Origin of the sequence: Pantoea sp. RIT-PI-b (assembly GCF_001187905.1) — a bacterium.
GTDB lineage: Bacteria > Pseudomonadota > Gammaproteobacteria > Enterobacterales > Enterobacteriaceae > Pantoea > Pantoea nemavictus.
On the sequence record NZ_LGIS01000016.1, the window covers coordinates 130,153 to 153,738 of the forward strand.

Here is a 23,586-nt window from a genome sequence, read left to right on the forward strand (position 1 = left end):
CATGAGCCATCTGTTAATTAAAAACTGTGCTGCGATACTGACCGGCGACAAACAGCATCCACGCAGCAGCGCGCGCGATATTCGCATCCGCGATGGCCTGATTGTGGAATTGGGTGAACTCAACGCCGTCAGTGAGGAAACCGTGATCGACGCGCGTGATTGCGTGGTGTATCCCGGCTGGGTCAATACGCATCATCATCTGTTTCAATCGTTGCTTAAAGGCGAGCCGCAGGGTCTGAATCTTAGCCTTGGTGGCTGGCTTGCAGCGACGCCGTATCGTTTTCGCGGCGCATTCGATGAAGAGACGTTTCGCATTGCCGCGCGCGTCGGTCTGGTCGAGCTGGTACGTTCCGGCTGCACCACCATCGCCGATCACCACTATCTTTATTGGCCCGATATGCCGTTTGACGGTGCAGACATCCTGTTTGAAGAGGCCGCGAAACTCGGCGTACGCTTCGTATTGTGTCGCGGCGGCGCGACGCAAACGCGCGGGCTGGAGAGCGACTTGCCCACCGCGCTACGTCCGGAAAACTTCCACAGCATGATGGCTGATGTTGATCGCCTGGTGGCGCGCTATCATCAACCGCACGATCGGGCGATGCGCCGCATCGTGATGGCGCCCACCACCACCCTGCACTCCACCACCCCGCAGGAGCTGCGTGAAAGCGCGCGCCTGGCTCGCCAGCTCGGCATTCGCCTGCACAGTCATCTCTCCGAAACCGTTGATTACCTCGACGCCGCCCAGGCGAAATTTGGCATGACACCGCTGCAGTTTTGCGCTGAGCATGACTGGATTGGCGACGATGTCTGGTTCGCGCATCTGGTGAAACTGTTGCCGGAAGAGATTGCCATGCTGGGTGCAGCGGGTAGCGGTATCGCACACTGCCCGCAAAGTAACGCGCGTCTTGGCAGCGGCATTGCCGATTTAGTGGCGCTGGAACACGCCGGCGTGAAAATTTCCATTGGCGTGGATGGCGCTGCATCGAACGAAGCGGCAGATATGCAAAGCGAAACCCATGCTGCCTGGCAGCTACAGCGCGTACGCAAAGGTATGCTGGCGCAGCCGCGTTATGCGGGCGGAACCTATGAGGGCGGTGGCGATGCTGCCAGTATTGAAGAGGTAGTGCGCTGGGGCACGTCCGGTGGTGCGCAGGTGTTGGGGTTGCGCACCGGTCATATTGCGCCAGGCATGGCCGCCGATATTGCCGTCTATCGTCTGGACGATCCGCGCTATTTCGGCCTGCATGATATCGCCATCGGCCCGGTTGCCAGCGGCGGACGCGCCCGGTTAAAAGCGCTGATCTGTGATGGGAAACTGCTGATGCAGGATGACGTCATCCCAGGGTGCGATCTAGCGGAACTCGGCCGCGACGCTGCGCAAGCGGTGAAAAAATTGCAGCAGCGCGCGGGCGTTTTATAAGCCGTATTTACGCCGCTGTGTTTTTCTTACGCAGCGGCGCTTCTGGCAGAAACAGTGAAAGCACAAAGGCCAGCAGCATCACGCCGGTCGCCATTTGGAAGGCAGCGTGCACCGCACCGCCAAACACCTGAAGATAGGCTTGCTGTACGTCATACGGCAGTTGATGCACGGCATTGGGATCGAGCGCGCGCGGCAGTTCTTTGCCTTGCTCCACCAGCGTCGTCAGACCCGATTTCAGCACCTGACTAAACACTGCGCCAAACAGCGCTACGCCAATCGAACCGCCAACTGAACGGAACAGCGTTACGGATGAAGTTGCTACGCCAATGCTGTCTGGCGTCACCGTGTTCTGCACCGCTAGCACCAATACCTGCATCACCATCCCCATTCCCATGCCCAATACGCAGGCAAACAGATAGATATGCCACAGCGGTGCAGAAAGGGTCAGCGTGGTGAGCAGCGCCATGCCGATGGTGGCCAGCAACGTGCCAGCAATCGGGAACAGGCGATATTTGCCAGTGCGGCTAATAATGCGCCCGCTGACGATAGATGTGATGAGTAATCCTCCCATCAGCGGCAGCAGCTGTAAGCCCGCTTCTGTCGGCGTTGATCCTTTTACCACCTGCAAATAGAGCGGTAAAAAAGTGACGCTACCAAACAGCGACATACCGACGATAAACGCCATCAAACTGGCGAGCGAGAAGCTGCGATTGCGGAACAGCGATAGCGGAATAATCGGTTCCCACGCACGGCGTTCTTCATAAATAAAGCCGATCACCCCAATCATACCAAACGCCAGGATGCACCACAGCAGCGGATCGGACCAGGCGCGCAAGGTGCCGCCTTCGCTGGTAAACAGCGTGATGCCGACCAGCGCCATGCTAAGAAATACTGCGCCGGGATAATCAATCTCGTGCGGCTTGCGCTTATTGTCGGTTTTGAACACCGCATTGATGATCACCAACGCAAACAAGCCCAGCGGCAGATTGATATAGAAAATCCAGCGCCATGAGGCGTGCTGCACGATAAAACCGCCCAGCAGCGGACCAATAACCGTCGCCAAACCAAAGACGCCGCCAAACAGGCCCTGATATTTGCCGCGATCCTGCGCTGGAATGACATCCGCGACAGCGGCCATACTCACCACCATCAAGCCGCCGCCGCCCAATCCTTGCAGCGCACGCGTGAAGATGAGCTGCTCCATATTCTGCGCCAGACCGCACAGCGCCGAGCCGATAAGGAACAGCACCACCGAGATTTGCAGCACAGTTTTACGGCCAAACAGATCGCCAAACTTACCGTACAGCGGCACCACGATGGTGGAGGCCAGCATATAGGCGGTAACGATCCACGACAGGCGATCCAATCCACCCAGTTCGCCGACAATGGTGGGCAATGCGGTTGAGACAATGGTTTGATCCAATGCAGCGAGCAGCATGACCAGTAATAAAGCGCTCATCAGTAAACGGACGGAAGGAGGATTCTCCTCCCTGCGGTCCGACTGCGGCGCGCGTGTTTGGGGTTTCATAACAGACACCAATTGAAATTAATTAAATACACAATTAATATTGATCGCAGTCTGACATGAATCAAGTGAGCGAGTAAAGATGACCGCACAAAAAGTCCCTGCTGACAAAATGGCCAATGCTGCCAAACCACGCCGCCCGGGTCGTCCACGCGGCGGTGCGATCAACGTGCAGCAGCGCGAGCACCTGCTGGATATCACGCTGGAGCTGTATGCTGAAAGCGGTATTGGCGAGACATCGCTCAATGCGATTGCGCGCAAAGCAGGTGTCAGCCCGGCGATGCTCAATTACTATTTTCAATCACGTGAATCGCTACTGGATATTGTGGTCGAGGAGCGTTTTTTACCGTTACGTCAGCGGCTGGTTTCCCACTTCATGGACGACCCACGTGACCCTGTCACCACTTTTAGCGCCTTTATCCGTGAAGTGGCGGATATTGTCACCACCTATAACTGGTTTGCCCCGCTGTGGATGCAGGAAGTGATGCAAGGCGAAGGGGGTTTAGGCCAGCACATTAAAAAGCGCTTTGGTCACGGCGAGCGTGATGAAGTGAAAAAATTGATTGAGGGCTGGCAGCAGCAAGGATTACTCAATGCGGATCTGGAGCCACAGCTGCTGATGACGTCGATTCTCAGCCTGGTGCTGGTGCCCTTCACCCGCTTTGCTAACGATCCCGCTTACAATCGCGACATCATCGTCCAGCATACCTTGAGTCTGTTTTGTCAGGGGATAAAACCAAAAAAACTCGCCGCATTTTAGAGATTGAATAGTATCTCCTATATTTCAATTGGTTATCCAAAAATGGCCGAGTACAAATCTTTCATCCTCTCTAAGGGATAAGGTCACCTATATCCGCTACTGAGGATAATCACCCTCAATCATGCTTCACTACGATGAGAATTCGAAATGATTTACAGTCCACGCCAACTTGCAAATCATGTCAGGCTGATTCGACAGAAGAACCAATGGACACAAAGTGAACTGGCGCAAAAAGTGGGTCTCAAGCAATCCACCATTTCTCACTTTGAAAACAATCCCGATCTGACCACGCTGGCAACCTTATTCAAGATTTTACAATCGCTTGATGTGAGCATGGGTGTGCAGGAAAAAGGCGAGGACGCTGCGCCAGCTCAGGAGGATGACTGGTGAAACAGAAATTAATCACCCGGATGAACGGCGAACGAGTTGGTGTACTTACTCGCAATACCAACGGTGCACATACGTTTCAGTACGATCCTGGCTGGTTGGGAAATAGGCTGGCGAGGCCGCTATCACTTTCATCACCATTACAGCGACCAAAATGGCGCAGTTAATTGAACGCGTGGCGAAAACCCTGTCCAAGGATTTTCCGCTGCATATCGCTGAATCCCTGTTTGAGAACAGCTTGCGCATGTTGGCACGCCTGCAAAAATAATTTTTCTCTAGCGAAACTTTCCTCTCTGCTCCAGCGAACTGAAAGACTGAGTCACCCAAATCGGAACTCCCCTACTTCGCAGGAGCAGATAATGAAACGCATGAAATCCCTCGTTTGTACCCTGACCATCACGGCAGCACTTGGCTTGTCCGCGTTCAACGCCGGTGCCGCATTGCCGGTCGGCGCGAAAGCACCTAACTTCGAACTGCAGGGCGCGTTAGCCGGTAAGCCGTTGACCTTCTCGCTGGATAAAGCGCTGCAGAAAGGCCCGGTAGTGCTCTATTTCTTCCCGGCGGCGTTTAGCAAGGGCTGCACCCTCGAAGCCCATGATTTTGCTGAAGCCACCGATAGCTTCACCAAAATGGGCGCCACGGTGATTGGTGTTACTGCGGGCAATACCGATCAGGTTAGCGACTTCTCCAAACTGGAGTGCCGCGATAAATTCACCGTAGCAGCCGATCCCGGTGCGAAAGTGGCAGCGCAGTACCAAACCACCATGCAGATGAAGGGCAAAACCCTGTCCGATCGTACCTCATACGTGATCGCCCCCGATGGCAACATTCTGCTGAGTTACACGGATAGAAACCCCGATACGCATATCGAGAAAGCGCTTGCCGCCGTTAAGCAGTACGACGCTTCTCACCCGCAAACTCACTAAAAAAAGAGGCCAGCGATGTTAACCGCCATGCTGGCCGCCTTCATCGGCGGCATCATTCTCAATCTCATGCCCTGCGTGTTTCCGGTGGTCTCGCTGAAAGCGCTCGGCCTGTTACGCCATACTGACAACGCCGCCAGCGCGCGCCGTGAAGGTTTGGGTTTTTTACTCGGTGTTGTGGTCACCATGATGGCGCTGGCAGGCATCTTACTGGCAGCGCGTGCCGGTGGTGCGGCGGTGGGCTGGGGCTTCCAGCTGCAATCCCCGATGGTTATCGCCTTGCTGTCGCTGGTGATCCTTGCTGCCGCGCTTAACTTGCTCGGCGTGTTTGAAGTGGGCTTATCGGTTCAGCGTGTGGGAGGCTCGGTTGATGTGGGTCGCGGTGCGTTTACGCGCTCAGCCCTGACCGGCGCGCTGGCGATTATCGTCGCGACACCCTGCGCCGCACCCTTTATGGCCAGCGCCATCGGCTATGCACTGGTACAACCGCCTGCCGTAGCCTTGGTGATTTTCTTCGCACTGGCGCTTGGCTTTGCTGCACCGTTCACGCTGGTTTCACTGTTCCCAGCCCTGGCGAAATTCCTGCCGCGTCCCGGTGCGTGGATGGATGTACTCAAACGCGGCCTGGCGTTCCCAATGTTTGGCGCTTACGCGTGGCTGGTGTGGGTGCTGGCACAGCAGGCGGGTAGCGCAGCGCTGGCCACCTTGCTGGCAGCCTCGGTCGTTGTCGCCTTTGCCGGCTGGTTGTACGGTATGGCGCAACATCGTCACTTTGCCGGTAAAAGTCATAAAGTGCTGTTTGCGGTAACGGCAGTGCTGATTGTCGCGGTCATCGCCCCGCTCCCCAGCCTGATGAAACCTGGCGCGGGACTGGCCGGCGATCAACTTACGGCCGACGTCACTAAAGCCAAATGGACGCCGCAAGCCGTCGCAGCACAGCGTGGACACGGTAAAGCCATCTTCGTCGATTTCACCGCTTCCTGGTGCATCACCTGCCAGGTGAATGAGAAGACCTCACTCTCCACCCAAGCGGTGAAAGATGCCTTAGCCAAGACCGGCACGCTGTACATGGTGGCAGATTCCACTAAATTTAACCCGGACGTGGATGACACCATGAGTGAGTTCGGTCAGGGCGGATTACCGATGTATCTGGTTTACCCCGCCGACGGCGGACCACCGAAAGTGCTGCCGCAGGTGCTGACACCGAGCATTGTAGTGAATGCGCTAAACCAGGCGGCGAGCAAGAAGGCGTAAGAATAACAAGGCGGATTATGCAAACAAGCGATAGCGCGCGCGAAAGTTGGCCCGCGCTAATGGAACAGGCGCAGGCGGGCAATCAGCTCGCCTATACCCGACTGCTAAAAGCGCTGGTGCCGGTGATTCGTTCGCAAGTGCGTAAACAGATCTCTGATGAGGCGCTGGTTGAAGATGTGATTCAGGATGTGCTGCTAACGGTGCATCGGGTGCGTCACACCTATAATTCCGCCTACCCTTTTTTACCCTGGCTGCTGGCAATTATCTCGGCGCGCGCCATTGATGCACTGCGGCGACGGGGTCGTCATCAGCAGTGGGAAGTGAATGACGAGGCACTACCGGAAGCGGCCAGCGCCCCCATTGCGCCGCGGCAGGAGTCGCAGGAAGAGCTGGCCAGTTATCTGCGACAGCTACCGGCGCGTCAGCGCGACATTGTCGAACATGTGCATCTGCGCGAAATGAGCCTGACGGAAGCGGCCGCGCATAACAATTTAAGTGTGTCGGCGGTGAAATCGCTGCTGCACCGCGCATTAACCAATCTGCGCCGCTTTGGAGCCAATCATGACCGATCATGAGCTGTTAATTGAAAAACTCGGACGCGAGATGCGCCCAGTTAAGCCGCTGCGATCTACCGGCTGGCGCGTCTTCGCCTGGCTGCTGCTGGCGTTACCCTGCGGGATTGCCGCCAGCCTATTGGTGCAGCGCAGTTTCACCGACTGGGCACAGCCCGGCGCGCTGCAGGCAATGTCTCAACTGGCGCTGGCCTTTGTACTCGGCACGCTAGCGATCCGCAGCGCCTTTGATATGAGCATCGCTGGACGTCGCAGCATCAGCTGGAAAGCGCTGCTGCCGATCGGTTTTCTGTGGCTGGGCATGAGCATCAGCCAGATTCCCGGCGAAGTGCCGCTGGTGCACGACAACGACAGCACGCGCTGCTTTACCTTTCTGTTGGTGGTCAGTGCGCCCATGATGGTGCTGATGATCGCCAGCCTGCGCCGCACCCGCGCGCTGCATCCGGTACGCAGTTTAGCCATGGCAGGATTGGGCGTTTCTTGCATGGCGGTGACGCTGCTGGCGTTTTGTCATCCGGTGCATCTGCATCCGCTGGATTTTGTCATGCATCTGGCGGCGATCGTGACGATCGTGGCGATGACGGTGCTGGTGGGGAAGCGCTGGGTGACGCTGAAGTGAAGACCAAATAAACAAGGGGGATTTTAATCCCCCTTGCATCTCAACCGCCCGCTGCCAACTGCTGCACTTCACGCCAAACGCCCTCATCCACTGGAATGCCTGCCGATCTATTACGCTCACGAGTGGCTTTTTGACGCTGACCCGGCCAGGTGACGCTGCTAAATCCTTCCGCCACAGCGGATCCATTCACATACTGCTGGATAGTTTCAGCCAACTGCTCAGTAAACGCTTTGCCGCTTAGCTGCGCGGGATCGAACACCATAAAGATCTGACTAGCGCCGGTACAGCTGCCTTGTTGGATAGCATCGATCTCAGCAGTACAGCTGCCCCCCGACAGCAGCGCAGCCATCGCATCCAGCAAAATCGCCATGCCGGAGCCCTTCCAGAAACCGGTGGGCAGAATGCGCATGGATTGCTCGATGGGCGCGGGATCGCGGGTCAGGTTTCCTTGCTGATCAAAGCCGCCAGGATACGGCAGCTGTTCTCCTTGCAGACGCGTCACCTGCAGCTTGCCATACGAATATTGTGACATTGCCATATCCAGCACCAGCGGCCCCTCCTTGCCTGGCACCGCCATCACAAAGGGGTTATTGCCGAGGCGAGTATTTTTACCCCCCCATGCCGGCATGCAGGATTCGGTGTTAGTCCAGCAAATCGCTGCCATGCCCTGCTCTGCCGCACGCCACCCATAGGTGCCTCCACGCATCCAGTGCGTTGTGTTGCGCATGGCCACCAGCCCCATCCCGTGCTCACGCGCTAACTCTGTCGCGCGATCGACAGCCAGAACAGCATTGGTAATGCCCGCTCCGCGCTGTCCATCCCATACTTCCATTACGGAAAGACTTTTTACCCGTTCCGGCACCGCATGCGCATCAACCCACCCCTTTTGCAGGTAATCGACGAAGCGCGCTACCCGGTTAAGGCCGTGCGACGGAATACCGTCACAGCTGGTTTCAGTATGAATTTGTGCGCACAGTGCCGCGGGTTTAGCCGCCATTCCAGCGTTGAGCAGGGCCTGTTCGATGGTGGACTGCATGATCTCAAAGGTTATGCGTGTCATGTTGCTGGTTTCCTTTAGCCGTAAGGTTTTCAGCGCGTGGATCAATGCGCTGCATAATATCGTTATTGCCCCATAAACTGGCCCACGGCCAGCCGGTAAGTTTTTCGGCCACTGCGCGCGTCTCAGCGGACGCCTCAGCGCCAGTGCCACCTGCATGACGACGCTGGATCTCGGCGATTAACAGCGCGTGATTGTGGCGATTCAGGCTGAAGCCGCGCGCGCTAAATAGGCCGACGACGAGGAAGATCAGCGCGCCAATACCAAACACCAGCGCGATGCCGTGAACGGCTTCAGGTGGCTGGCTCACCGCACCTTTGCCGGCAAAACCATAGGATTGCAGTACCAACCCAACGATAAACAGCGCCACCGCCTGCACCGCTTTGCGCACAAACGTCATCACGCCAGCAAAAATGCCTTCGCGACGCTGGCCCGTCAGCATTTCATCCACGTCAGGAATAAAGCTGTAGATGTTCCAGCAAACGTACTGCGTCCCCGAACGTCCCATTCCCATCACAATGGCCGCACCCCATACCATCCACATCTGCGCGCTAATGCCAAACGCGTAGAAACTGATAAACAGCGCCACGCTGGTCAGCATCAGGTACTGCGCCAGCTTATACGCCGCGCCGTTGCCAATATGAATGCAGAAGGGAATCCACGCCGCGATGCAGAAGAACTGCACTACTGACATAAAGGTCATGCTGTTAGCGGCATCAATGGCGCTATGGCCCAGGACAAAGATGATGTAATACGCCAGCACGGCGCCAAGTACATCGAGCGCCACATAAGCCCCGAGATACATGCCAACATGCTGACGGAAAGTACGCACCTGGAAGGTGGAGAGCAGTGAACGAAACAGCGCTTTCATATCGCGCTTGAACTCAACCGGCGCAGGCTTCTCAGTGATTTCAATGGCGCGCTCCCAGGTAAAGAAGTAGAGCCCAAAAATCACGATAGCGAAGAGCGTGGCAAAGATAACCGCCATATACAGGAAGGAGGATGACGCATCATCACCCAGCACAGCAATAATTGCCCCTGGAAGCCAGGCGGCAAGAATGCCCGCGCCCATGGAAAAGAACATGCGGACGCCGGTGAGACGGGAGCGCACATGGAAATCGTGGGCCATTTCTGCCGCCAGCGTTTCGTAAGGCACGATAACCAGCGTGTAGCAGGCGTAGAACAAGATGTATGTGGCGAGGTAGTAAGCGAATCCCATGTCGCTCACCCACATCATGATGTAGCTGAAGAACACCAGCGGTGCGCCGATCAGGAAGAAAAAGCCACGGCGACCAAAGCGCTGACCAAGACGATTGCGCCAGAAGTTGTCTGTGACATAGCCCATTAACGGATCAAAAAAGGCATCCAGCAGACGTGCGAAAGCGATAACGGCACCGGCTTCTGCCGGGCTTAATCCGCCGTAAGTGGTGTAAAAATACATTAGCCAGAGGCCAAGTATCGTGAAACTGCCGCCACCAAAAACATCGCCGCCGCCATAGGCCAGCATGTTTCTCAACTTGATGGGTTTCTCTTCGGAACGGTTAATCATCAGCAGCACCTTGTCAGGAGTTATGCCTTAATGATTTACATTTGATTAACTGCCATACAAGAATGTTTCTAATATTTTGTGAGACTCAACCACTTTTCACCATGAGGGGGCGATTAAATTGTGACCGGTAAGAGATTTTGGGGATAACCATGAAATTGCGGATTGACCAGGCGGTCCTGTGAGCTGCACTGACGATGAGAAAAAGAACGCTCCAAATCGATATCGGCGTGCTACCAGAATAGCTCTCCTGGATGGGGCGGTACTGAAGTGAAGTAGTAATACCTATAAGGTTATTGTTTTGATGCGAGAGACACGAAGCAGAAGATTAAAAATTAGCGCAGTCACATGGTAAAGGTCACATTTGTAAACTATAAAATAATAGCAATAAGAGAACTATTCCCATCATTTACCTCATCCAAGGACATGTATGAAAAAATTAATTTTCGTATTATTAGCAAGCTCATTATCATTTAGCGCCTTTGCTGCAGAGCTAATGACAAAAGTAGAGTTTGAAAAGGTAAAAGATCAGTATGTTGAGGTGGGCGAGATTTCTACCTCAGGTGAAACCGATGCTGCCAGTGCTAAAGAGGAGTTGTCGAAAAAGGCCGATGAAAAAGGTGGCGATATTTATATTGTTACCTCAGCGAATACCAATAACAAAATATATGGTACCGCCATCGTCTACAAGAAAAAGTAATGGCAAAAACGGCCTTAGCATGGCGTTATAATATAACTAAGGCTTAGGCCGTTCTTTTTTCTTTATAAGTCTGGCCCACCGTATTGCAATAAAAAAGGGCGATTCCAGCGAACCGCCCTTTTAATTCAGCGAACTTTTACTGCGGAATGACCTTATCCGCCTTCAGCCGATCAAACAGCTGTGTGAATGAATCCAGCGTGGAACGATAGCCGGTGAAGCCCGCTTTGCGGCTTTTGCTCATGTCGGTAAAAGCTTCCATCGGACGGCCCAAATCGGCATCGGTGTGCCACCAGGATGCGAGCTTAGTAATGTCCGCTTCGCGCAGCTGATAACGCGCTGCCACATCACGCCAGGCGTCCGCCGCTTCCTGCATGCGCCCTTCCAGCGGCATCATCTGCGCCGGATAGTCCGCCGCTTCCACGCCGAAATAGGCCGCCAGACGTGGCCACAACCAATTCCAGCGGAACACATCACCGTTGACTGCGTTGAAATCCTGATTGGCCGCTTCGGCCGCCGTCGCCGCCCACAGCAACTGCTCGGCCAGCAAACCGGCATCGGTCACATCGGAAACACCGTTCCACTGCTCTGGCGAGCCTGGGAAGATAAACGGCAAGCCCTGCTCGCGACACAGCGTGGCGTAAACCGCCAGCGTCTGGCCCATATTCATCGCGTTACCCAGTGCAAAACCGACGATGGAGTGTGGACGATGCACGCTCCAGCGATAGCCATATTTCTCCGCACCGGCAAAGACTTCGTCTTCCTGCGCGTAATAGAAGTTATCGACCGGCTGACGCCCCTGCTCCTCGCGGAATGGCGTAACCGGTACCGCGCCTTTACCGTAGGCTTCGAAGGGACCGAGGTAATGCTTCAGGCCGGTTACCAGCGCCACATGCGCGCCATTCAGGCGTTCACCCAGGGCTTCAATCACGTTACGCACCATGCCGCCATTAACGCGAATGTTCTCTTTCTCATTTTCCTGACGCGACCACACGCTAAAGAACAGGGCATCCGGCTTCTCCTGCGCCAGCGCGGCACGCACCGCGTCTGCATCCGTGAGATCGGCGGTCAAGCTGCGACAGCCTTCCGGCACCGCGCCGCGTCCGCGTGATAAGCCGCTTACCTGCCAGCCTTCGCGCTGCAGTTTTTCTGCCAGCGCACGTCCAATCACACCGCTGATGCCTACAATCAATGCCTGCTTTTGCATTTCAATTCTCCTCAGTTTCAGTAATGATGAGTTTAATAGAGAATTAAATTCCTATCTCTGGCATTAATTCACGGCATTCACAACCTGAGTTCACCAATCGATGCACGATCAACGCCTGAAAGATATCGTCCCCTTTGTCGCCAGCGTGGAGAGCGGCAGCTTTGCCGCGGCTGCCGAGCGTCTGCACTTAACCGGTTCCGCAGTGAGTAAGAGCGTAACGCGGCTGGAAACACGCCTCGGCTCGCGCCTGTTGGAGCGTACCACGCGCAGCCTGAAACTCACCGACGCTGGCAACGCTTATTACCAAACCTGTTTGCGCATTATGGAGGAGCTGGCTGAAGCCGAAGCGGTGCTGGCGGCGCAGCGCACCATTCCCTCTGGCCGCTTGCGCCTCGCGGTGCCGAATACTTACGGTCGCCTCGGCGTGATGCCGCTGTTGATTCCCTTTTGTCAGCAGCATCCGGATGTCGAACTGAATCTGACGTTTTCCGATCGTTTTATCGATCTCTTTGACGAGGGAATTGACGTGGCGGTGCGCATTGGCGGATCGCCCGATCTGCCCGCCTCGCTCGGCTGTCGCCAGATGGGTCGCGAACGCATGGTGTTTTGCGCCTCAGCGGATTATCTGGCGCGCGTCGGTCGACCGAACAGTGAAAGCGAGCTGTTACAGCATCAGGCGATCCTGTATGAACGCGTCGATGGCAGCACCAAACCGTGGTTATTCACTACCGAAGATGGTTATCCACACTGGCGCAACGTGCCGCACCGTATGGCGCTGGGCGATGTGGATGCACAAGTGCAGGCGGTGTGTGGCGGGCTTGGCGTCGCGCAGATGCCATCATGGTTGATACGTGAGCCGCTGGCGCGCGGCGATCTGCAGATCATTCTGCCCGAACAGCAGCCGGACGGTTTAGCCTTAACGCTGATCTGGCCGCGCCGCAAACAGCTGCTTCCCAAAGTCGATGCGTTGCTGGCAGCGCTAGAAGGATTATCGATCCGTTAAATTGCGGGTGCGCATTAATGCGCACCCTACAGTGTGTTTCGTAGGGTCGCCATTTATGGCGTAATGCTCGTCAGTTAAGCAGCGCACTGGCTCCGCGGGGGTTCCGCCCGCTAAGCATATGGCAGTTTCAGAATGTGTGAAGCAGGCGGCCGGGCTAAGGTCCGAAGGCGCGGACCTTAGCAATCCGCGCCTGCGCCGTCCTCGCTGTTCCCTCGCTTATCACTCCGGCCTGACGGACCGCGCGGATTCGCCATCCCTGGCTCATGCCGCGCTTTCGCCGACGTCGTGTCGGCTCATCCTGGCCGTCACTCTGCGCTCGGCGCTGCGGATAGCGCCTAACACCGTCGCCTGTCATTACCGTATCTGATTTGAAATTTTGCTGACTGAAGATTTTGGGTTACCTGGTCGCCATGAATGGCGACCCTACAGGCGCTACAGCGATGATGATTCAGGAATAGGCATTGATGCTGCAGCGCAGGTGTTGAGGCGACATCCCAGCCCGCTGAGCGAGTGAGGGATTCCAGGGCGAGCCGCAGGGATGCGGCGAGAGGCGGCGCTGAGCAGGAGCGAATCGCCGCCGGTCCGTCAGGAATCGTGAGGGAGTGAAGGCACCGCGAAGCGGCGGGATGGGCTGGCGCAGGGCCGGGGAGTGAAGAGGGCGTAGCCCAGACGCCCTCTTCTCGGTCGCCGCACGGCATAGCTGAAACTGCCCCAGCTAAAGGCGAACGAAAGTCGCTCAGCGCTTAACTGATCGGCATTACGCCATTTATGGCGACCGCTCATATCAGCGGTGATTTAGCCTGCGCGACAACCTGTCGCCAAAAAACTGCAATACCGTGACCAGCGCCACCAGCACCACAATCACCGTCAGCATCACCTGCATATCAAAGCGCTGATAACCATAGCGATATGCCAGATCGCCCAAACCACCGGCACCAATCGCGCCGGCCATCGCGGAGGCATTAATCATCGTCACCAGCGTAATGGTAAATCCGCTGACGATGCCCGGCCGCGCTTCGGGCAACAGCACATGCCAGATAATATGCCAGCGATGAAAACCCATCGCCTGCGCCGCTTCGGTCAATCCTTTATCCACTTCACGCAGGCTCACTTCGGCGATACGCGCAAAGAACGGTGTTGCCGCCAGCGTGAGCGGCACTACCGCCGCCCACACGCCGTAGGTGGTGCCGACGATCCAGCGGGTAAAGGGGATCAGCGCCACCATCAGGATCAAAAACGGAATCGAACGGAACAGGTTCACCACCCAGCCAAGCACACGATTCAGCAGCGGACTGGGAAACAGATCGCCGCGTCCAGTCACCACCAAAATCACCGCCATCGGCAAGCCCAAGGCCAGCGCCAGCAGCGACGACACGCCAACCATCAGCAGCGTATCCAGCAGCCCCACCCATAAACGATCAATAGCCAGTGACATAGCCCGGAATCTCCAGTTGGTCAGCAACAGAGGTTAATAGTGCACGCGCAGCGTCAGATTCATGGCGCGCATCCAGCAGCAGCAACATCTGCCCGGTCGGTTTGCCATCCACCCACTCCACCGCGCTAAACAGCAGAGTCAGCTCACCGGCAACGCGCGTACTGAGCGCGGCCAAGTCCGGCTGCGCGCCTTGTCCGGTGTAGCGCAGCCGCACCAGCAGACGCGAATCGGTGCGCTGGCGCGTCGGCGTCAACAGCGGTTGAATTGCTTCCGGCAGCGCGCTGAATTGCGGATTCAGCAGTTGCCGCGTGGTCTCCTGCTGTGGATCGCTATACACCTGCCACACCGGCCCGCGCTCAATAATTTCGCCCTGATCGATCACCGCCACCTGATGACAAAGATCGTGTACCACGTCCATCTCATGGGTGATCAAAATGATGGTGATGTGGCGCTGTTGATTGATCTTCTTCAGCAACGCCAGAATCGCGCGCGTGGTTTCCGGATCGAGCGCCGAGGTTGCCTCATCGCACAGCAGCAGTTCGGGATCGTGCACCAAGGCGCGCGCAATGCCGACCCGCTGCTTCTGGCCGCCGGACAGCTGCGCAGGCCAGGCGTGCTGGCGCTGTTCCAGCCCCACCAGCGCCAGCAGTTCATCCACCTTGCGCCGCCGCTCAGCCGCAGGCACGCCCGCCACTTTCATCGGCAGCTCAATGTTTTCACGCACCGTTTTGGCAGAGAGCAAATTGAAGTGCTGAAAAATCATGCCGGTACGACGTCGCCAATCTACCAGCTGACGATCGCTCAGGCTGCCGAGATCGATGCCGTCAATCACCACCTGCCCGCTTGTCGGATTTTCCAGCCGGTTAAGGCAGCGAATCAGCGTTGATTTTCCGGCGCCGCTGCGGCCAATAATGCCGAAAATCTCGCCGCGCTTAACCTGCAGATCGACCGCTTTCAATGCGTCCAGGCTTTGTCCGGGATAGCGTTTACTTAAGCCGCGAATCTGCACGTGCACTCTCCCTGCCGTCTCGGCCGTCGGTGACAGCAACGCATCGCGCTCGCCGGGTAGCGTCAGGCTAACCATGCTTACTGGCTCCAGCCCGGCTGATACAGCTTGCCGTAGAAGTCATCCAGTTTGGCGCGCACTACCGGTGAATGCTGGTAGATATCGACAAACTTCGCCAGGCGCGGATCGTTCTGATGGCCATCACGAATCACGAACTGAATCACATATTCCGGATGCTCAAGGCCATCAAACAGCAAGGCCTTGTTGGGATCGATGGTCTTCGACAGGCGCAGATAGTGCGGATAGCCTTGCGCTAAATCGACTTCATCCAGCGATCGCGACAGCTGCACCGCTTCCACTTCGATAATCTTCAGATGCTTTGGATTGCTGACAATGTCATCCACGGTCGATTTGAGGCCCGCGCCCGGTTTCAGCGTAATCAGTTTGGCTTTTTGCAGCAGCAGCAGGCCGCGCGCGCCGTTGATCGGATCGTTAGCAATCGCTACCGTGCCGCCATCGGGAATCTGGTCAATCGCAGTATGTTTTTTCGAATAGAGGCCGATATTGTTGATGATGGCGGGTGCAAAAGGCACCAGATGGAATCCGCCCTGCTGGTTGGCGTTCTCAAGGAACGGCTTATGCTGGAACAGGTTGACGTCGATGTCGCCGTTTTCCACGCTGACGTTTGGCGCCGTCCAGTCGGTGAACTCCACCAACTCAACGTTCAAACCCTGTTTCTTCGCTTCGGCCACCGCGGTTTCCAGCGGCGGCGCAAAGGCTGCGGTGGTGCCGACTTTAAGCGGTCCGCTGTAGTTCTCGGCAGCGACGGCGCTAAACGCCAGCAGTGCGACGCTGGCAGCCAGCGCGAATTGACGTGCAATTTTCATATCAGATCCCTGAGGTTAAATTAACGAAGGTTAACGCCGTCGCGCCAGCGTGCCGCCGGATGACGATCGGGCAAACGGTCTTGCTGTTGAAAGATTTTTTGCCGTAACGAACCGGGCTGATAGGCGGTTTTAAAGCGGCCGCGCTGCTGCAATTCCGGAACAACCAGATCGATAAAATCACGGTAGCTCTGCGGGTTGAGGATGCGCGTCAGGTTAAAGCCGTCAATATCGCCTTCATCGATCCACTTGATCAACGCATCGGCGACCTGGCTCGGATTGCCGACGATCAGCGGATAGCGGCTGCCCATCGCGTGCTGCTCCAGCAAGCGACGACGCGTCCAGCCGCTAAAGGCTTTGCTTACCGATTCTATCGCGCGCGTGTCGCCGGTCTGAATCGGCTCATCCAGCTCGAAGGCCGCCAAATCCAACCCAATCGAGCTGGAGAAGTGGGCGATGCCGGCTTCCGGGCTGGCATAGTCGAGATAGCTGCGCTGCTTCTCCTGCGCCTCACGCTCGGTAGGCGCCACAATCACGCTGACGCCCATAAAGATGCGCAGATCGTCAGGATGGCGTCCGGCAGCCACCGCCGCCTGACGCAGACGCGTGGATTGCTCGCGCATCGCCGCCGGTGACGCCGCATTAACAAAGCTGCACTCGGCATGACGCCCGGCAAACTGCACGCCGCGCGTCGAGGAACCGGCCTGAAATAGCAGCGGCGTGCGCTGCGGTGATGGGCTGCTGAGGTGATAGCCCTGCACCTGATAAAACTCGCCCTGATGATTGATTTTCTTGATCTTGCTGGCATCGGCGTACAGACGATTGGCCTTATCCTGCACCAACGCATCGTCCTGCCAGCTGCCTTCCCACAATTTGTAGGTGACATCCAGAAACTCATCGGCCTGATCGTAGCGGCGGTCGTGCGCCAGCAGTTGTTGCTGGCCCATGGCGCGCGCGGCGCTATCAAGATAACCGGTGACGATGTTCCAGCCGATGCGCCCATTGGTCAGGTGATCGAGCGTGGAAAGTCGGCGCGCGAACGGATACGGCGCTTCATAACTCAGGTTGGCGGTGACGCCAAAGCCCAGATGCTGCGTAACGCTCGCCATCCCGGAAATCAGCATTAGCGGATCGTTAACCGGCAGCTGAATCGACTCTTTGGCGGTCAGGCCAATGCCCTGCTGATAGACGTCATACACACCGAGAATATCGGCGATAAACAGCCCATCAAATAGCCCGCGCTCCAGCAAACGCGCCAGATCCAGCCAGTAATCGAGCGAATTGAAATCCACTGAACGATCCTGCGGATGTGTCCACATGCCGTGATGAATGTGCCCAACGCAGTTCATATTGAAGGCGTTAAGCAGAATCTGTTTTTGACTCATATCGTTCCCCGACGCGGTGGCAGCACGCCATTCAGCAGGTAGTTGCCAATCGCCGGATATTTCCAGCGCACCGGATCGTGCAAGGTGTGGGTGCGCGCATTGCGCCAGTGGCGGTCAAAGTTATGTTCGCGCAGGCTGGAACGCGATCCGCCCAGTTCAAACAGCAGATTACTGGCCTCCAGCGACACTTCAGTGGTCCAGGCGCGCGCCTTCGCCACGTCGACTGAAGCTAGCGCCACGTTTTCCGCACTGGGTTCGCGCTGCGCCACGTCAACGGCGTCACCGGCAATTGCCAGCAGCGCATCACCTGCGCTAAGTCGCGCGGCAAGGCGACCGGTACGATCGAGCGTCAACGGATCGTCGCTGGCGCGTTCCACACCGCTGTCCGGCCACGGACGTGCACGCTGGCGCAGAAAATCAAGCATGTCATTAAAGGCTGCACGCGCGATGCCTTGATCGATGGCGGCATGCATAATCTGCGCAAATGGCCCAACGGTGCTCGGCCGTTCAAACGCCGTCTGGAATGGCACCACATCTTCCGGCGCAATCGCCACATCGCGGAACTGCACGCTGCCGCTGCCGGTGGTGCGCTGACCAAAGCCGCTCCAGTCATCGATCACGTTGACGCCCGGCTGCTGGCGCGGCACAAACACCAGCTGTTCTTTACCGTCATCAGCAATCGCCAGCGTCGGAATACGATCGGCGTATAACGCGCCGGTGCAGTAAAACTTGTTGCCGTTGAGACGCAATCCCTCAGCCTGCTGCGAAACTGCAGTTGATCGCTGATGCGCGGCCGGCGAGCTGAACTCCGCCAGCGCATTGCCGTGATGCACGCCGTCCAGCACCTCGGCATACAGCCGTTTTTTCTGCGCCTCACTGCCGTTGATGCGCAGCACTTCCAGCGCGTAAAAATGGTTCTGCGGCACCTGACCAATCGAACCGTCGGCAGCGCTTAACATCACGAAAATCTCAGCCAGTTCAGCGCTAGAAATTTCAATGCCACCGAAGGCGCGCGGCACGGTGATGGCGCCTAGCCCGGATTGAAACAGCTGCTGCAACTCGGTGTGCGGCAGCTCACGTTCGCGGTCGCGCTGGGACGAACCGGCACGAAAACGCGCTGCTAATTCCTGCGCCACCTGTAACGCTTGATGGGCTGTCGCGATGCGCGTCGCGCGCTGTTTAGGCAATACCTGTGTCATGGTTGCTCCTTAAATCCACGCATGACGCGCAGGCAGCGCATCATTGAGGTAATAGTTGCCGATAGCGTGGGTTTTCCAGCGCACCGGATCGTGCAAAGTGTGGGTGCGCGCATTGCGCCAGTGGCGATCGAGCCCGTGGCGCAGCAGCGTGCCGCGACTGCCGCCCCATTCAAGCAATTTCTCACTGGCACGCAGCGCAACCTCGGTGGTGAGCACTTTGGCTTCCGCCACCGCAATCGACGCGCGCGCGCAGTTTTCAGCGGTCAGCGCTTGCCGATCGATGCTGTCCAGTACGCGGGCGGCACGCGCCAGCAGCGCATTGGCGGCGCTCAGTTCGGTGCTGATGCGGCCCACGTCGGCGAGAATATAGGGATCGTCGGCATTGCGGCTGACATTGGCATCCACCCACGGTCGCGAGCTGCTGCGCACAAACTCCAGTGCCTCATCCAGCGCGCCCTGAGCAATCCCGGCATCAATCGCTGCCTGAATCAACTGTGAAACCGCGCCGCGCAGCGTCGGCTTTTCCGGCGCAGGCAGCGACATCAGCAGCGCCGGATCCACCACCACCTGCTGCAGTTTCACCGTGCCACTGGCAGTAGTGCGCTGTCCGATGCCGGACCAGTCATCGACAATTTCTACGCCCTGCGCTGGCAACGGAATAAACGCCATGGTCGGCTGCTGGTCATGCATGGCGGTGGTGACCAGAATGTCGGCGAATAGCGCGCCGGTAGAGTAGAACTTCTCCCCAGTGAGCTGCACACCTTGTGACGTTGTCACCAATTGCGCTTGCACATCGCGCGTGTGTTTGGTGTTTTTCTCTGGCCCTCCATTGCCAAGGCGCTTGCCGTCGACCACCGCATGCAACAACTGCTGTTGTTGCGCTGCAGAACCTTCACCGAGGATGAACTGAATCAGGCCAAAGTGGTTTTGTGGGATTTGCCCGAGCGACGGATCGCTGGCGGAGATCAGTCGAAATACCTCGGCTACCGTCTGGAACGACAAGCCTGCGCCGCCAAATTCACGCGGCACGCTGATGCTACCAAGGCCCAATAAGGTGAATTGGTTTAGCAGCTCAATCGGGTATAGACGTTGTTGATCGCGCTCAACTGCACCGCTTTTCGCCTGTTCGGCTAAATGGCGTGCGGCGGCAATCGCCTGTGCATCGCTGCTTAATACCGCGGCGCGGTTAATAATCTCGTCACTGTTTTGCGTCATAGCTGATTTCACTTTTACTGCACAGCGAATAGTAAGCCTGCACTGAATAAGCCAGCAGGCGGTGGAATTAATAACGGGTTGAAAGCGATGATAATCAGCGGAGTTTAAGCAAGTAAATAGCGCGGTTATGCTATATCTGGCAATGGGTTGCCACTATTAAGCTATCGATTTATTTAGGCACAACAAAGGGCTACAGGCGGCGCTGCGAGGAGTAGCTGAGTATAAAAAAGCGGCGAGTAATTCTTAAGATCAAATAACGCTAAGAAAAGTTTTATTTTGCAAATAATGATGTTTGCACATACTCGTAGCGGCGCAATTTATTGCGCGTCTCAGTTTAAACGTCAAAAGAGCGCGATAAATCGCGCCGCTACAAATTGTGCGAAGGTTAATAGCGGCGCTGGACTATTAATTATTTAATTGCGCATCAAACTGCGCGGCGGCGAATGAACGGCTCGATTCGCTTTTCGCGCTGTGCGGGATCTCTACGCTGTCGATTAACTGCGCCAGCTGATAGGTTTTCACCGTCTCATTTTGCGTCAGCTGCTGCGAATAGTTTGCAGTCAAATCCCCTTTCTTATTCTGCGTCACCGACGTCTGGCTGCGCTCTTCATCATCAATCAGATGATATTTGTAGTTCTGCGACGATTTCTGTTCGGTAAGTTTCACCGCTGAGGCGGAATCCAGCGCGGTATGGAAACTGGCTTTCAGTTTAAACAGCGTCTGCTGGCTCAAATCCTGGCTATCGCCATGCTGCTGCGTGGTGGTTTTTTGCGCCACATTGAGTGAGAAGCTATCTTCCTCTTCCGGCTTATACGGATTACCGGAAATCGGCGTCTGCTGATAAGTGGCGGAAAAATCGGCCAGTCCGCTGATCGCGCCACTCTTCGCCGCATTGGCATCAATCGCTTTCACTCGCTGCGTGTTGATACTTTCGGCCGCTTTGCCCTCGGTGGTATTGAGCGCACGGAAGCTCTCTTTAAACAGCGACAGCATGGCACTGTTGCCATGACCGCGTGCCGCCGCCTGGTCAAGTTTGGTGCTCCACTGATCCAGCGCCGCGGCCTGCTGCGCCGCGCTACCCGCCTGCGTCAGTTTCGACATATCGGTGTCCAGTTTGATGCTGACATCACCATTGTGGAAACCGAGCCAGCGCTCTTGATCGTCGGCATGCAGATTCAGCGACTGCGTGACATTATTGCCGTTGCGCAGATCGGTCTTCAGATCGACGCTTTTCAACACCGAGCTATCAAATTTCATCAGATCGCTGATATCAAGTTGAGTGGTGCTGGCATCAAGGCCATCCAGCGCCTTCTGCAAACCCGCTGACAAGCTGCCAATCGCCGCAGCTTCATCGTTATTCAACTGGCCACCGCTGGTTTTCAGCTCCACCACCATGCCGCCCTGCTGGCGCGTCATTTGCAGGCTAACCTGCACGCCAGATTGGGTGGTGATGGTCAACGCCAGCGCACTTTGGCTGCTGCTTTGTGCGCTGTTAACCGTGTCGGTTGCGGGAACACTCAAGGTCACATCACCGCGATTGCTGGCCAGATTACTGAGCATGGATCTGCCCAGACCGTTCATGCCAACGCCTTTCGCCTGCGCGGCACCGTTCAGCTGCGCTTGCAGGCTGCTGGTGACATCCACTGAGCTTTGTACCTGTGCAGGCACGATTTTGTAGATCGCGGCGATGGCGTCACTCGCCTCGCTGAAGGTCACTTTGGTGGAGGCTTCTGCCGTTAAGGCATTTTGCGCGGTTTTGCTGTTGACCGTCGGTGTAACCACCGCGTTAGAAGCGATTAAATTTCTCAGTACGCTGCTGCCAATCCCATTTAGCATGAAAATAATCCTCGTTATGTACTATTCCGCTATGTTATCGGCGAGAATTTCGGCAGCTTTAGTGTTTTGTCACCCGCACCGCACCACGGGTTGGCATTTCTGGCACAGCATCTGTCTGGTTAAACACAGCCCGCACCACGCACCTGACTTAGGTTATTCATCAGCACATCTCTCACTCACGAGGAAAGGTCAGGATGAATAATCTGCATTACAAAAGCTTGCTGGAAATTGGCCGTCTGATTCAGTCGGGCGACATCTCCTCGCTTGAGGTCACGCAAACGCTGCTGGCGCGTATCGATACGTTGGATCGTGACTTACACAGCTACTTCTACATCATGCGTGATAGCGCGCTGAAGCAGGCGGCCGAAGCCGATGCAGAGATTGCCCAGGGCAAAATGCGTGGCCCGCTGCACGGTGTGCCGATTGCGTTGAAAGATCTGATTTGGACCAAAGATGCCCCCACCAGCCACGGCATGATCATCCACAAGGATCACTATCCAGACGAAAACTCCACCGTGGTGGAACGCTTCCGCGCGGCGGGTGCGGTGATTCCCGGCAAGCTGACGCAAACCGAAAGCGCCTTCGCCGATCCCCATCCCGAAATCACCCGCCCCAATAATCCATGGGGCAGCTCGTTGTGGACCGGCGTCTCCTCCAGCGGATCCGGCGTCGCTACCGCAGCGGGCTTGTGCTTTGGCTCGATTGGTACCGATACCGGCGGTTCAATTCGCTTCCCGTCTAACGCCAACGGCCTGACCGGCATCAAACCAACCTGGGGTCGCGTGACACGTCACGGCGCCTGTGAACTGGCGGCATCCCTCGACCATATCGGCCCTATGGCGCGCAACGCCGCTGACGCCGCTGCCATGCTGCAAGCCATTGCCGGTCGCGATGACAAAGATTCCACTTCCAGCAGCGAACCGGTACCTGATTATCTGGCGCTGATGACGCGCGGTATTAGCAAAATGCGCATCGGTGTCGATAAAAGCTGGGCGCTGGAGAAAGTGGATGAAGAGACGCGGGCGGCGCTGCAAGCGGCTATCGCCACGTTGAGTTCGCTCGGTGCCACATTGGTGGATATTACGCTGCCGGATACCGAACAAGCCGCCGCCGAGTGGAGCGCGCTGTGCGCCGTGGAAACCGCGCTGGCACATGAAAAGACCTATCCAGCGCAGAAAGATCAATACGGTCCGGGTTTGGCGGGTCTGCTGGATCTCGGTCACAGCGTCACCGCACTTGAGTATCAGCGGCTGCTGCTCAATCGTGCGGCGCTGCGCGGCGATATTTCCGCACTCTTTACTCAGGTCGATTTGATTCTCGCTCCCGCGACCGCCTATGCCGGATTAACCTGGGACACCATGACCCGTTTTGGTACCGATCAGGCACTGTTTAACGGCGTGCTGCGCTATACCAGTGCATTCGATGCCAGCGGACATCCCACCATTACCTTGCCGTGCGGCATGACGGCAACCGGCGCGCCTATTGGCTTCCAGCTGGTGGCGGCACATTTCGCTGAAACCACCATGATTCAGGGCGCGTGGGCCTTCCAGCAGGTTACCGATTGGCATAAACAGCATCCTGCGCTGTAAATCTTTCGCCTTTGCCGCCTCGACAGCATCGGGGCGGCCCTTTCACCCGCTGATGGCCTGAAACTTG

General features: G+C 56.7%; 21 protein-coding genes and 1 pseudogene. 11 read left to right on the forward strand and 11 right to left on the reverse strand.

Features of this window, described 5'->3' with window-relative positions; translation table 11 throughout:
* Nucleotide 1: 1 nt before the first annotated feature.
* Nucleotides 2–1,420, forward strand: coding sequence for an amidohydrolase family protein (locus AC790_RS10220; protein ID WP_049851701.1), 1,419 nt, complete (start codon nt 2–4; stop codon nt 1,418–1,420).
* Between the two features lie 7 nt (nt 1,421–1,427).
* Here the strand turns inward: AC790_RS10220 and AC790_RS10225 are convergent, their stop codons facing one another.
* Entirely contained in the window at nt 1,428–2,948 is a 1,521-nt protein-coding gene (locus AC790_RS10225; protein WP_049851702.1) for an MDR family MFS transporter, read from the reverse strand.
* Nucleotides 2,949–3,027: 79 nt separating this feature from the next.
* On the opposite strand from AC790_RS10225, the gene AC790_RS10230 reads away from it, so the two are divergent.
* The 7 genes and pseudogenes from AC790_RS10230 (at nt 3,028) to AC790_RS10255 (ending at nt 7,460) form a co-directional block, all read left to right on the forward strand.
* On the forward strand, nt 3,028–3,705 hold the full coding sequence (locus AC790_RS10230; protein ID WP_049851703.1) for a TetR/AcrR family transcriptional regulator: 678 nt from the start codon (nt 3,028–3,030) through the stop codon (nt 3,703–3,705).
* Nucleotides 3,706–3,852: 147 nt separating this feature from the next.
* The gene (gene hipB / locus AC790_RS10235) at nt 3,853–4,095 is read left to right on the forward strand and encodes a type II toxin-antitoxin system antitoxin HipB (RefSeq protein WP_049851704.1); all 243 of its coding nucleotides are present in this window, start codon (nt 3,853–3,855) and stop codon (nt 4,093–4,095) included.
* A 20-nt stretch (nt 4,096–4,115) separates the two neighbouring features.
* Nucleotides 4,116–4,241, forward strand: a pseudogene (locus tag AC790_RS24175) (HipA N-terminal domain-containing protein); the annotation flags it as partial.
* Nucleotides 4,242–4,451: 210 nt separating this feature from the next.
* Nucleotides 4,452–5,018 (forward strand): peroxiredoxin, encoded by a 567-nt coding sequence (locus AC790_RS10240; RefSeq protein ID WP_049851705.1) that lies wholly within the window; start codon nt 4,452–4,454, stop codon nt 5,016–5,018.
* Between the two features lie 15 nt (nt 5,019–5,033).
* Nucleotides 5,034–6,269 carry a protein-disulfide reductase DsbD gene (locus tag AC790_RS10245; protein WP_049851706.1) on the forward strand — a complete coding sequence of 412 codons (1,236 nt, stop codon included), beginning with the start codon at nt 5,034–5,036 and terminating at the stop codon, nt 6,267–6,269.
* A 17-nt stretch (nt 6,270–6,286) separates the two neighbouring features.
* Nucleotides 6,287–6,844 (forward strand): sigma-70 family RNA polymerase sigma factor, encoded by a 558-nt coding sequence (locus tag AC790_RS10250; RefSeq protein ID WP_049851707.1) that lies wholly within the window; start codon nt 6,287–6,289, stop codon nt 6,842–6,844.
* Nucleotides 6,831–7,460: an NrsF family protein gene (locus tag AC790_RS10255; protein WP_049851708.1), complete on the forward strand. Its 630-nt coding sequence runs from the start codon at nt 6,831–6,833 to the stop codon at nt 7,458–7,460. Before AC790_RS10250 ends, AC790_RS10255 begins: the two co-directional genes overlap by 14 nt.
* Before the next feature lie 40 nt (nt 7,461–7,500).
* Here the strand turns inward: AC790_RS10255 and yiaK are convergent, their stop codons facing one another.
* Together yiaK and AC790_RS10265 are read right to left on the reverse strand one after the other, a co-directional pair.
* On the reverse strand, nt 7,501–8,520 hold the full coding sequence (gene yiaK, locus AC790_RS10260) for a 3-dehydro-L-gulonate 2-dehydrogenase (protein ID WP_049851709.1): 1,020 nt from the start codon (nt 8,518–8,520) through the stop codon (nt 7,501–7,503).
* Nucleotides 8,501–10,066, reverse strand: coding sequence for an MFS transporter (locus tag AC790_RS10265; protein ID WP_049851710.1), 1,566 nt, complete (start codon nt 10,064–10,066; stop codon nt 8,501–8,503). Before AC790_RS10265 ends, yiaK begins: the two co-directional genes overlap by 20 nt.
* A gap of 427 nt (nt 10,067–10,493) precedes the next feature.
* On the opposite strand from AC790_RS10265, the gene yahO reads away from it, so the two are divergent.
* Nucleotides 10,494–10,763, forward strand: a complete 270-nt coding sequence (yahO, locus tag AC790_RS10270; RefSeq protein ID WP_007888991.1) for a DUF1471 family periplasmic protein YahO — start codon at nt 10,494–10,496, stop codon at nt 10,761–10,763.
* A 136-nt stretch (nt 10,764–10,899) separates the two neighbouring features.
* Here yahO and AC790_RS10275 read toward each other — a convergent pair whose 3' ends face one another.
* Nucleotides 10,900–11,967, reverse strand: a complete 1,068-nt coding sequence (locus tag AC790_RS10275; RefSeq protein WP_049851711.1) for an SDR family oxidoreductase — start codon at nt 11,965–11,967, stop codon at nt 10,900–10,902.
* Between the two features lie 100 nt (nt 11,968–12,067).
* On the opposite strand from AC790_RS10275, the gene AC790_RS10280 reads away from it, so the two are divergent.
* Entirely contained in the window at nt 12,068–12,970 is a 903-nt protein-coding gene (locus AC790_RS10280) for a LysR family transcriptional regulator (protein ID WP_049851712.1), read from the forward strand.
* A 784-nt stretch (nt 12,971–13,754) separates the two neighbouring features.
* Here AC790_RS10280 and AC790_RS10285 read toward each other — a convergent pair.
* From AC790_RS10285 to AC790_RS10315, 7 genes are all read right to left on the reverse strand, one after another.
* Complete coding sequence (locus tag AC790_RS10285; protein WP_049851713.1) at nt 13,755–14,405, reverse strand: methionine ABC transporter permease; 651 nt, start codon at nt 14,403–14,405, stop codon at nt 13,755–13,757.
* The gene (locus AC790_RS10290) at nt 14,389–15,489 is read right to left on the reverse strand and encodes a methionine ABC transporter ATP-binding protein (protein ID WP_009128400.1); all 1,101 of its coding nucleotides are present in this window, start codon (nt 15,487–15,489) and stop codon (nt 14,389–14,391) included. The genes AC790_RS10285 and AC790_RS10290 overlap by 17 nt, the downstream gene beginning before the upstream one ends.
* Before the next feature lie 2 nt (nt 15,490–15,491).
* Nucleotides 15,492–16,298 (reverse strand): MetQ/NlpA family ABC transporter substrate-binding protein, encoded by an 807-nt coding sequence (locus tag AC790_RS10295; protein ID WP_049851714.1) that lies wholly within the window; start codon nt 16,296–16,298, stop codon nt 15,492–15,494.
* 20 nt (nt 16,299–16,318) lie between these two features.
* Nucleotides 16,319–17,680, reverse strand: a complete 1,362-nt coding sequence (locus AC790_RS10300) for an LLM class flavin-dependent oxidoreductase (protein WP_049851715.1) — start codon at nt 17,678–17,680, stop codon at nt 16,319–16,321.
* Nucleotides 17,677–18,879, reverse strand: a complete 1,203-nt coding sequence (locus AC790_RS10305) for an SfnB family sulfur acquisition oxidoreductase (RefSeq protein WP_049851716.1) — start codon at nt 18,877–18,879, stop codon at nt 17,677–17,679. Before AC790_RS10305 ends, AC790_RS10300 begins: the two co-directional genes overlap by 4 nt.
* A gap of 9 nt (nt 18,880–18,888) precedes the next feature.
* On the reverse strand, nt 18,889–20,094 hold the full coding sequence (locus tag AC790_RS10310; protein WP_049851717.1) for an SfnB family sulfur acquisition oxidoreductase: 1,206 nt from the start codon (nt 20,092–20,094) through the stop codon (nt 18,889–18,891).
* Between the two features lie 405 nt (nt 20,095–20,499).
* A complete protein-coding gene (locus AC790_RS10315; protein WP_049851718.1) occupies nt 20,500–21,930 on the reverse strand; it encodes a hypothetical protein in 1,431 nt (476 codons plus the stop codon).
* 194 nt (nt 21,931–22,124) lie between these two features.
* Between AC790_RS10315 and AC790_RS10320 the strand changes: the two genes are divergently transcribed.
* Nucleotides 22,125–23,519 carry an amidase gene (locus AC790_RS10320; protein ID WP_049851719.1) on the forward strand — a complete coding sequence of 465 codons (1,395 nt, stop codon included), beginning with the start codon at nt 22,125–22,127 and terminating at the stop codon, nt 23,517–23,519.
* Nucleotides 23,520–23,586: the final 67 nt, after the last annotated feature.

Coding starts and splice junctions, on each gene's coding strand:
- AC790_RS10275 (WP_049851711.1), bottom strand. CDS start 11,967: ATGCAAAAGCAGGCATTGATTGTAGGCATCAGCGGTGTGATTGGACGT.
- AC790_RS10240 (WP_049851705.1), top strand. CDS start 4,452: ATGAAACGCATGAAATCCCTCGTTTGTACCCTGACCATCACGGCAGCA.
- AC790_RS10320 (WP_049851719.1), top strand. CDS start 22,125: ATGAATAATCTGCATTACAAAAGCTTGCTGGAAATTGGCCGTCTGATT.
- AC790_RS10295 (WP_049851714.1), bottom strand. CDS start 16,298: ATGAAAATTGCACGTCAATTCGCGCTGGCTGCCAGCGTCGCACTGCTG.
- AC790_RS10305 (WP_049851716.1), bottom strand. CDS start 18,879: ATGACACAGGTATTGCCTAAACAGCGCGCGACGCGCATCGCGACAGCC.
- AC790_RS10245 (WP_049851706.1), top strand. CDS start 5,034: ATGTTAACCGCCATGCTGGCCGCCTTCATCGGCGGCATCATTCTCAAT.
- AC790_RS10285 (WP_049851713.1), bottom strand. CDS start 14,405: ATGTCACTGGCTATTGATCGTTTATGGGTGGGGCTGCTGGATACGCTG.
- AC790_RS10310 (WP_049851717.1), bottom strand. CDS start 20,094: ATGACGCAAAACAGTGACGAGATTATTAACCGCGCCGCGGTATTAAGC.
- AC790_RS10300 (WP_049851715.1), bottom strand. CDS start 17,680: ATGAGTCAAAAACAGATTCTGCTTAACGCCTTCAATATGAACTGCGTT.
- hipB (WP_049851704.1), top strand. CDS start 3,853: ATGATTTACAGTCCACGCCAACTTGCAAATCATGTCAGGCTGATTCGA.
- AC790_RS10225 (WP_049851702.1), bottom strand. CDS start 2,948: ATGAAACCCCAAACACGCGCGCCGCAGTCGGACCGCAGGGAGGAGAAT.
- yiaK (WP_049851709.1), bottom strand. CDS start 8,520: ATGACACGCATAACCTTTGAGATCATGCAGTCCACCATCGAACAGGCC.
- AC790_RS10250 (WP_049851707.1), top strand. CDS start 6,287: ATGCAAACAAGCGATAGCGCGCGCGAAAGTTGGCCCGCGCTAATGGAA.
- AC790_RS10280 (WP_049851712.1), top strand. CDS start 12,068: ATGCACGATCAACGCCTGAAAGATATCGTCCCCTTTGTCGCCAGCGTG.
- AC790_RS10230 (WP_049851703.1), top strand. CDS start 3,028: ATGACCGCACAAAAAGTCCCTGCTGACAAAATGGCCAATGCTGCCAAA.
- AC790_RS10315 (WP_049851718.1), bottom strand. CDS start 21,930: ATGCTAAATGGGATTGGCAGCAGCGTACTGAGAAATTTAATCGCTTCT.
- AC790_RS10290 (WP_009128400.1), bottom strand. CDS start 15,489: ATGGTTAGCCTGACGCTACCCGGCGAGCGCGATGCGTTGCTGTCACCG.
- AC790_RS10220 (WP_049851701.1), top strand. CDS start 2: ATGAGCCATCTGTTAATTAAAAACTGTGCTGCGATACTGACCGGCGAC.
- AC790_RS10255 (WP_049851708.1), top strand. CDS start 6,831: ATGACCGATCATGAGCTGTTAATTGAAAAACTCGGACGCGAGATGCGC.
- yahO (WP_007888991.1), top strand. CDS start 10,494: ATGAAAAAATTAATTTTCGTATTATTAGCAAGCTCATTATCATTTAGC.
- AC790_RS10265 (WP_049851710.1), bottom strand. CDS start 10,066: ATGATTAACCGTTCCGAAGAGAAACCCATCAAGTTGAGAAACATGCTG.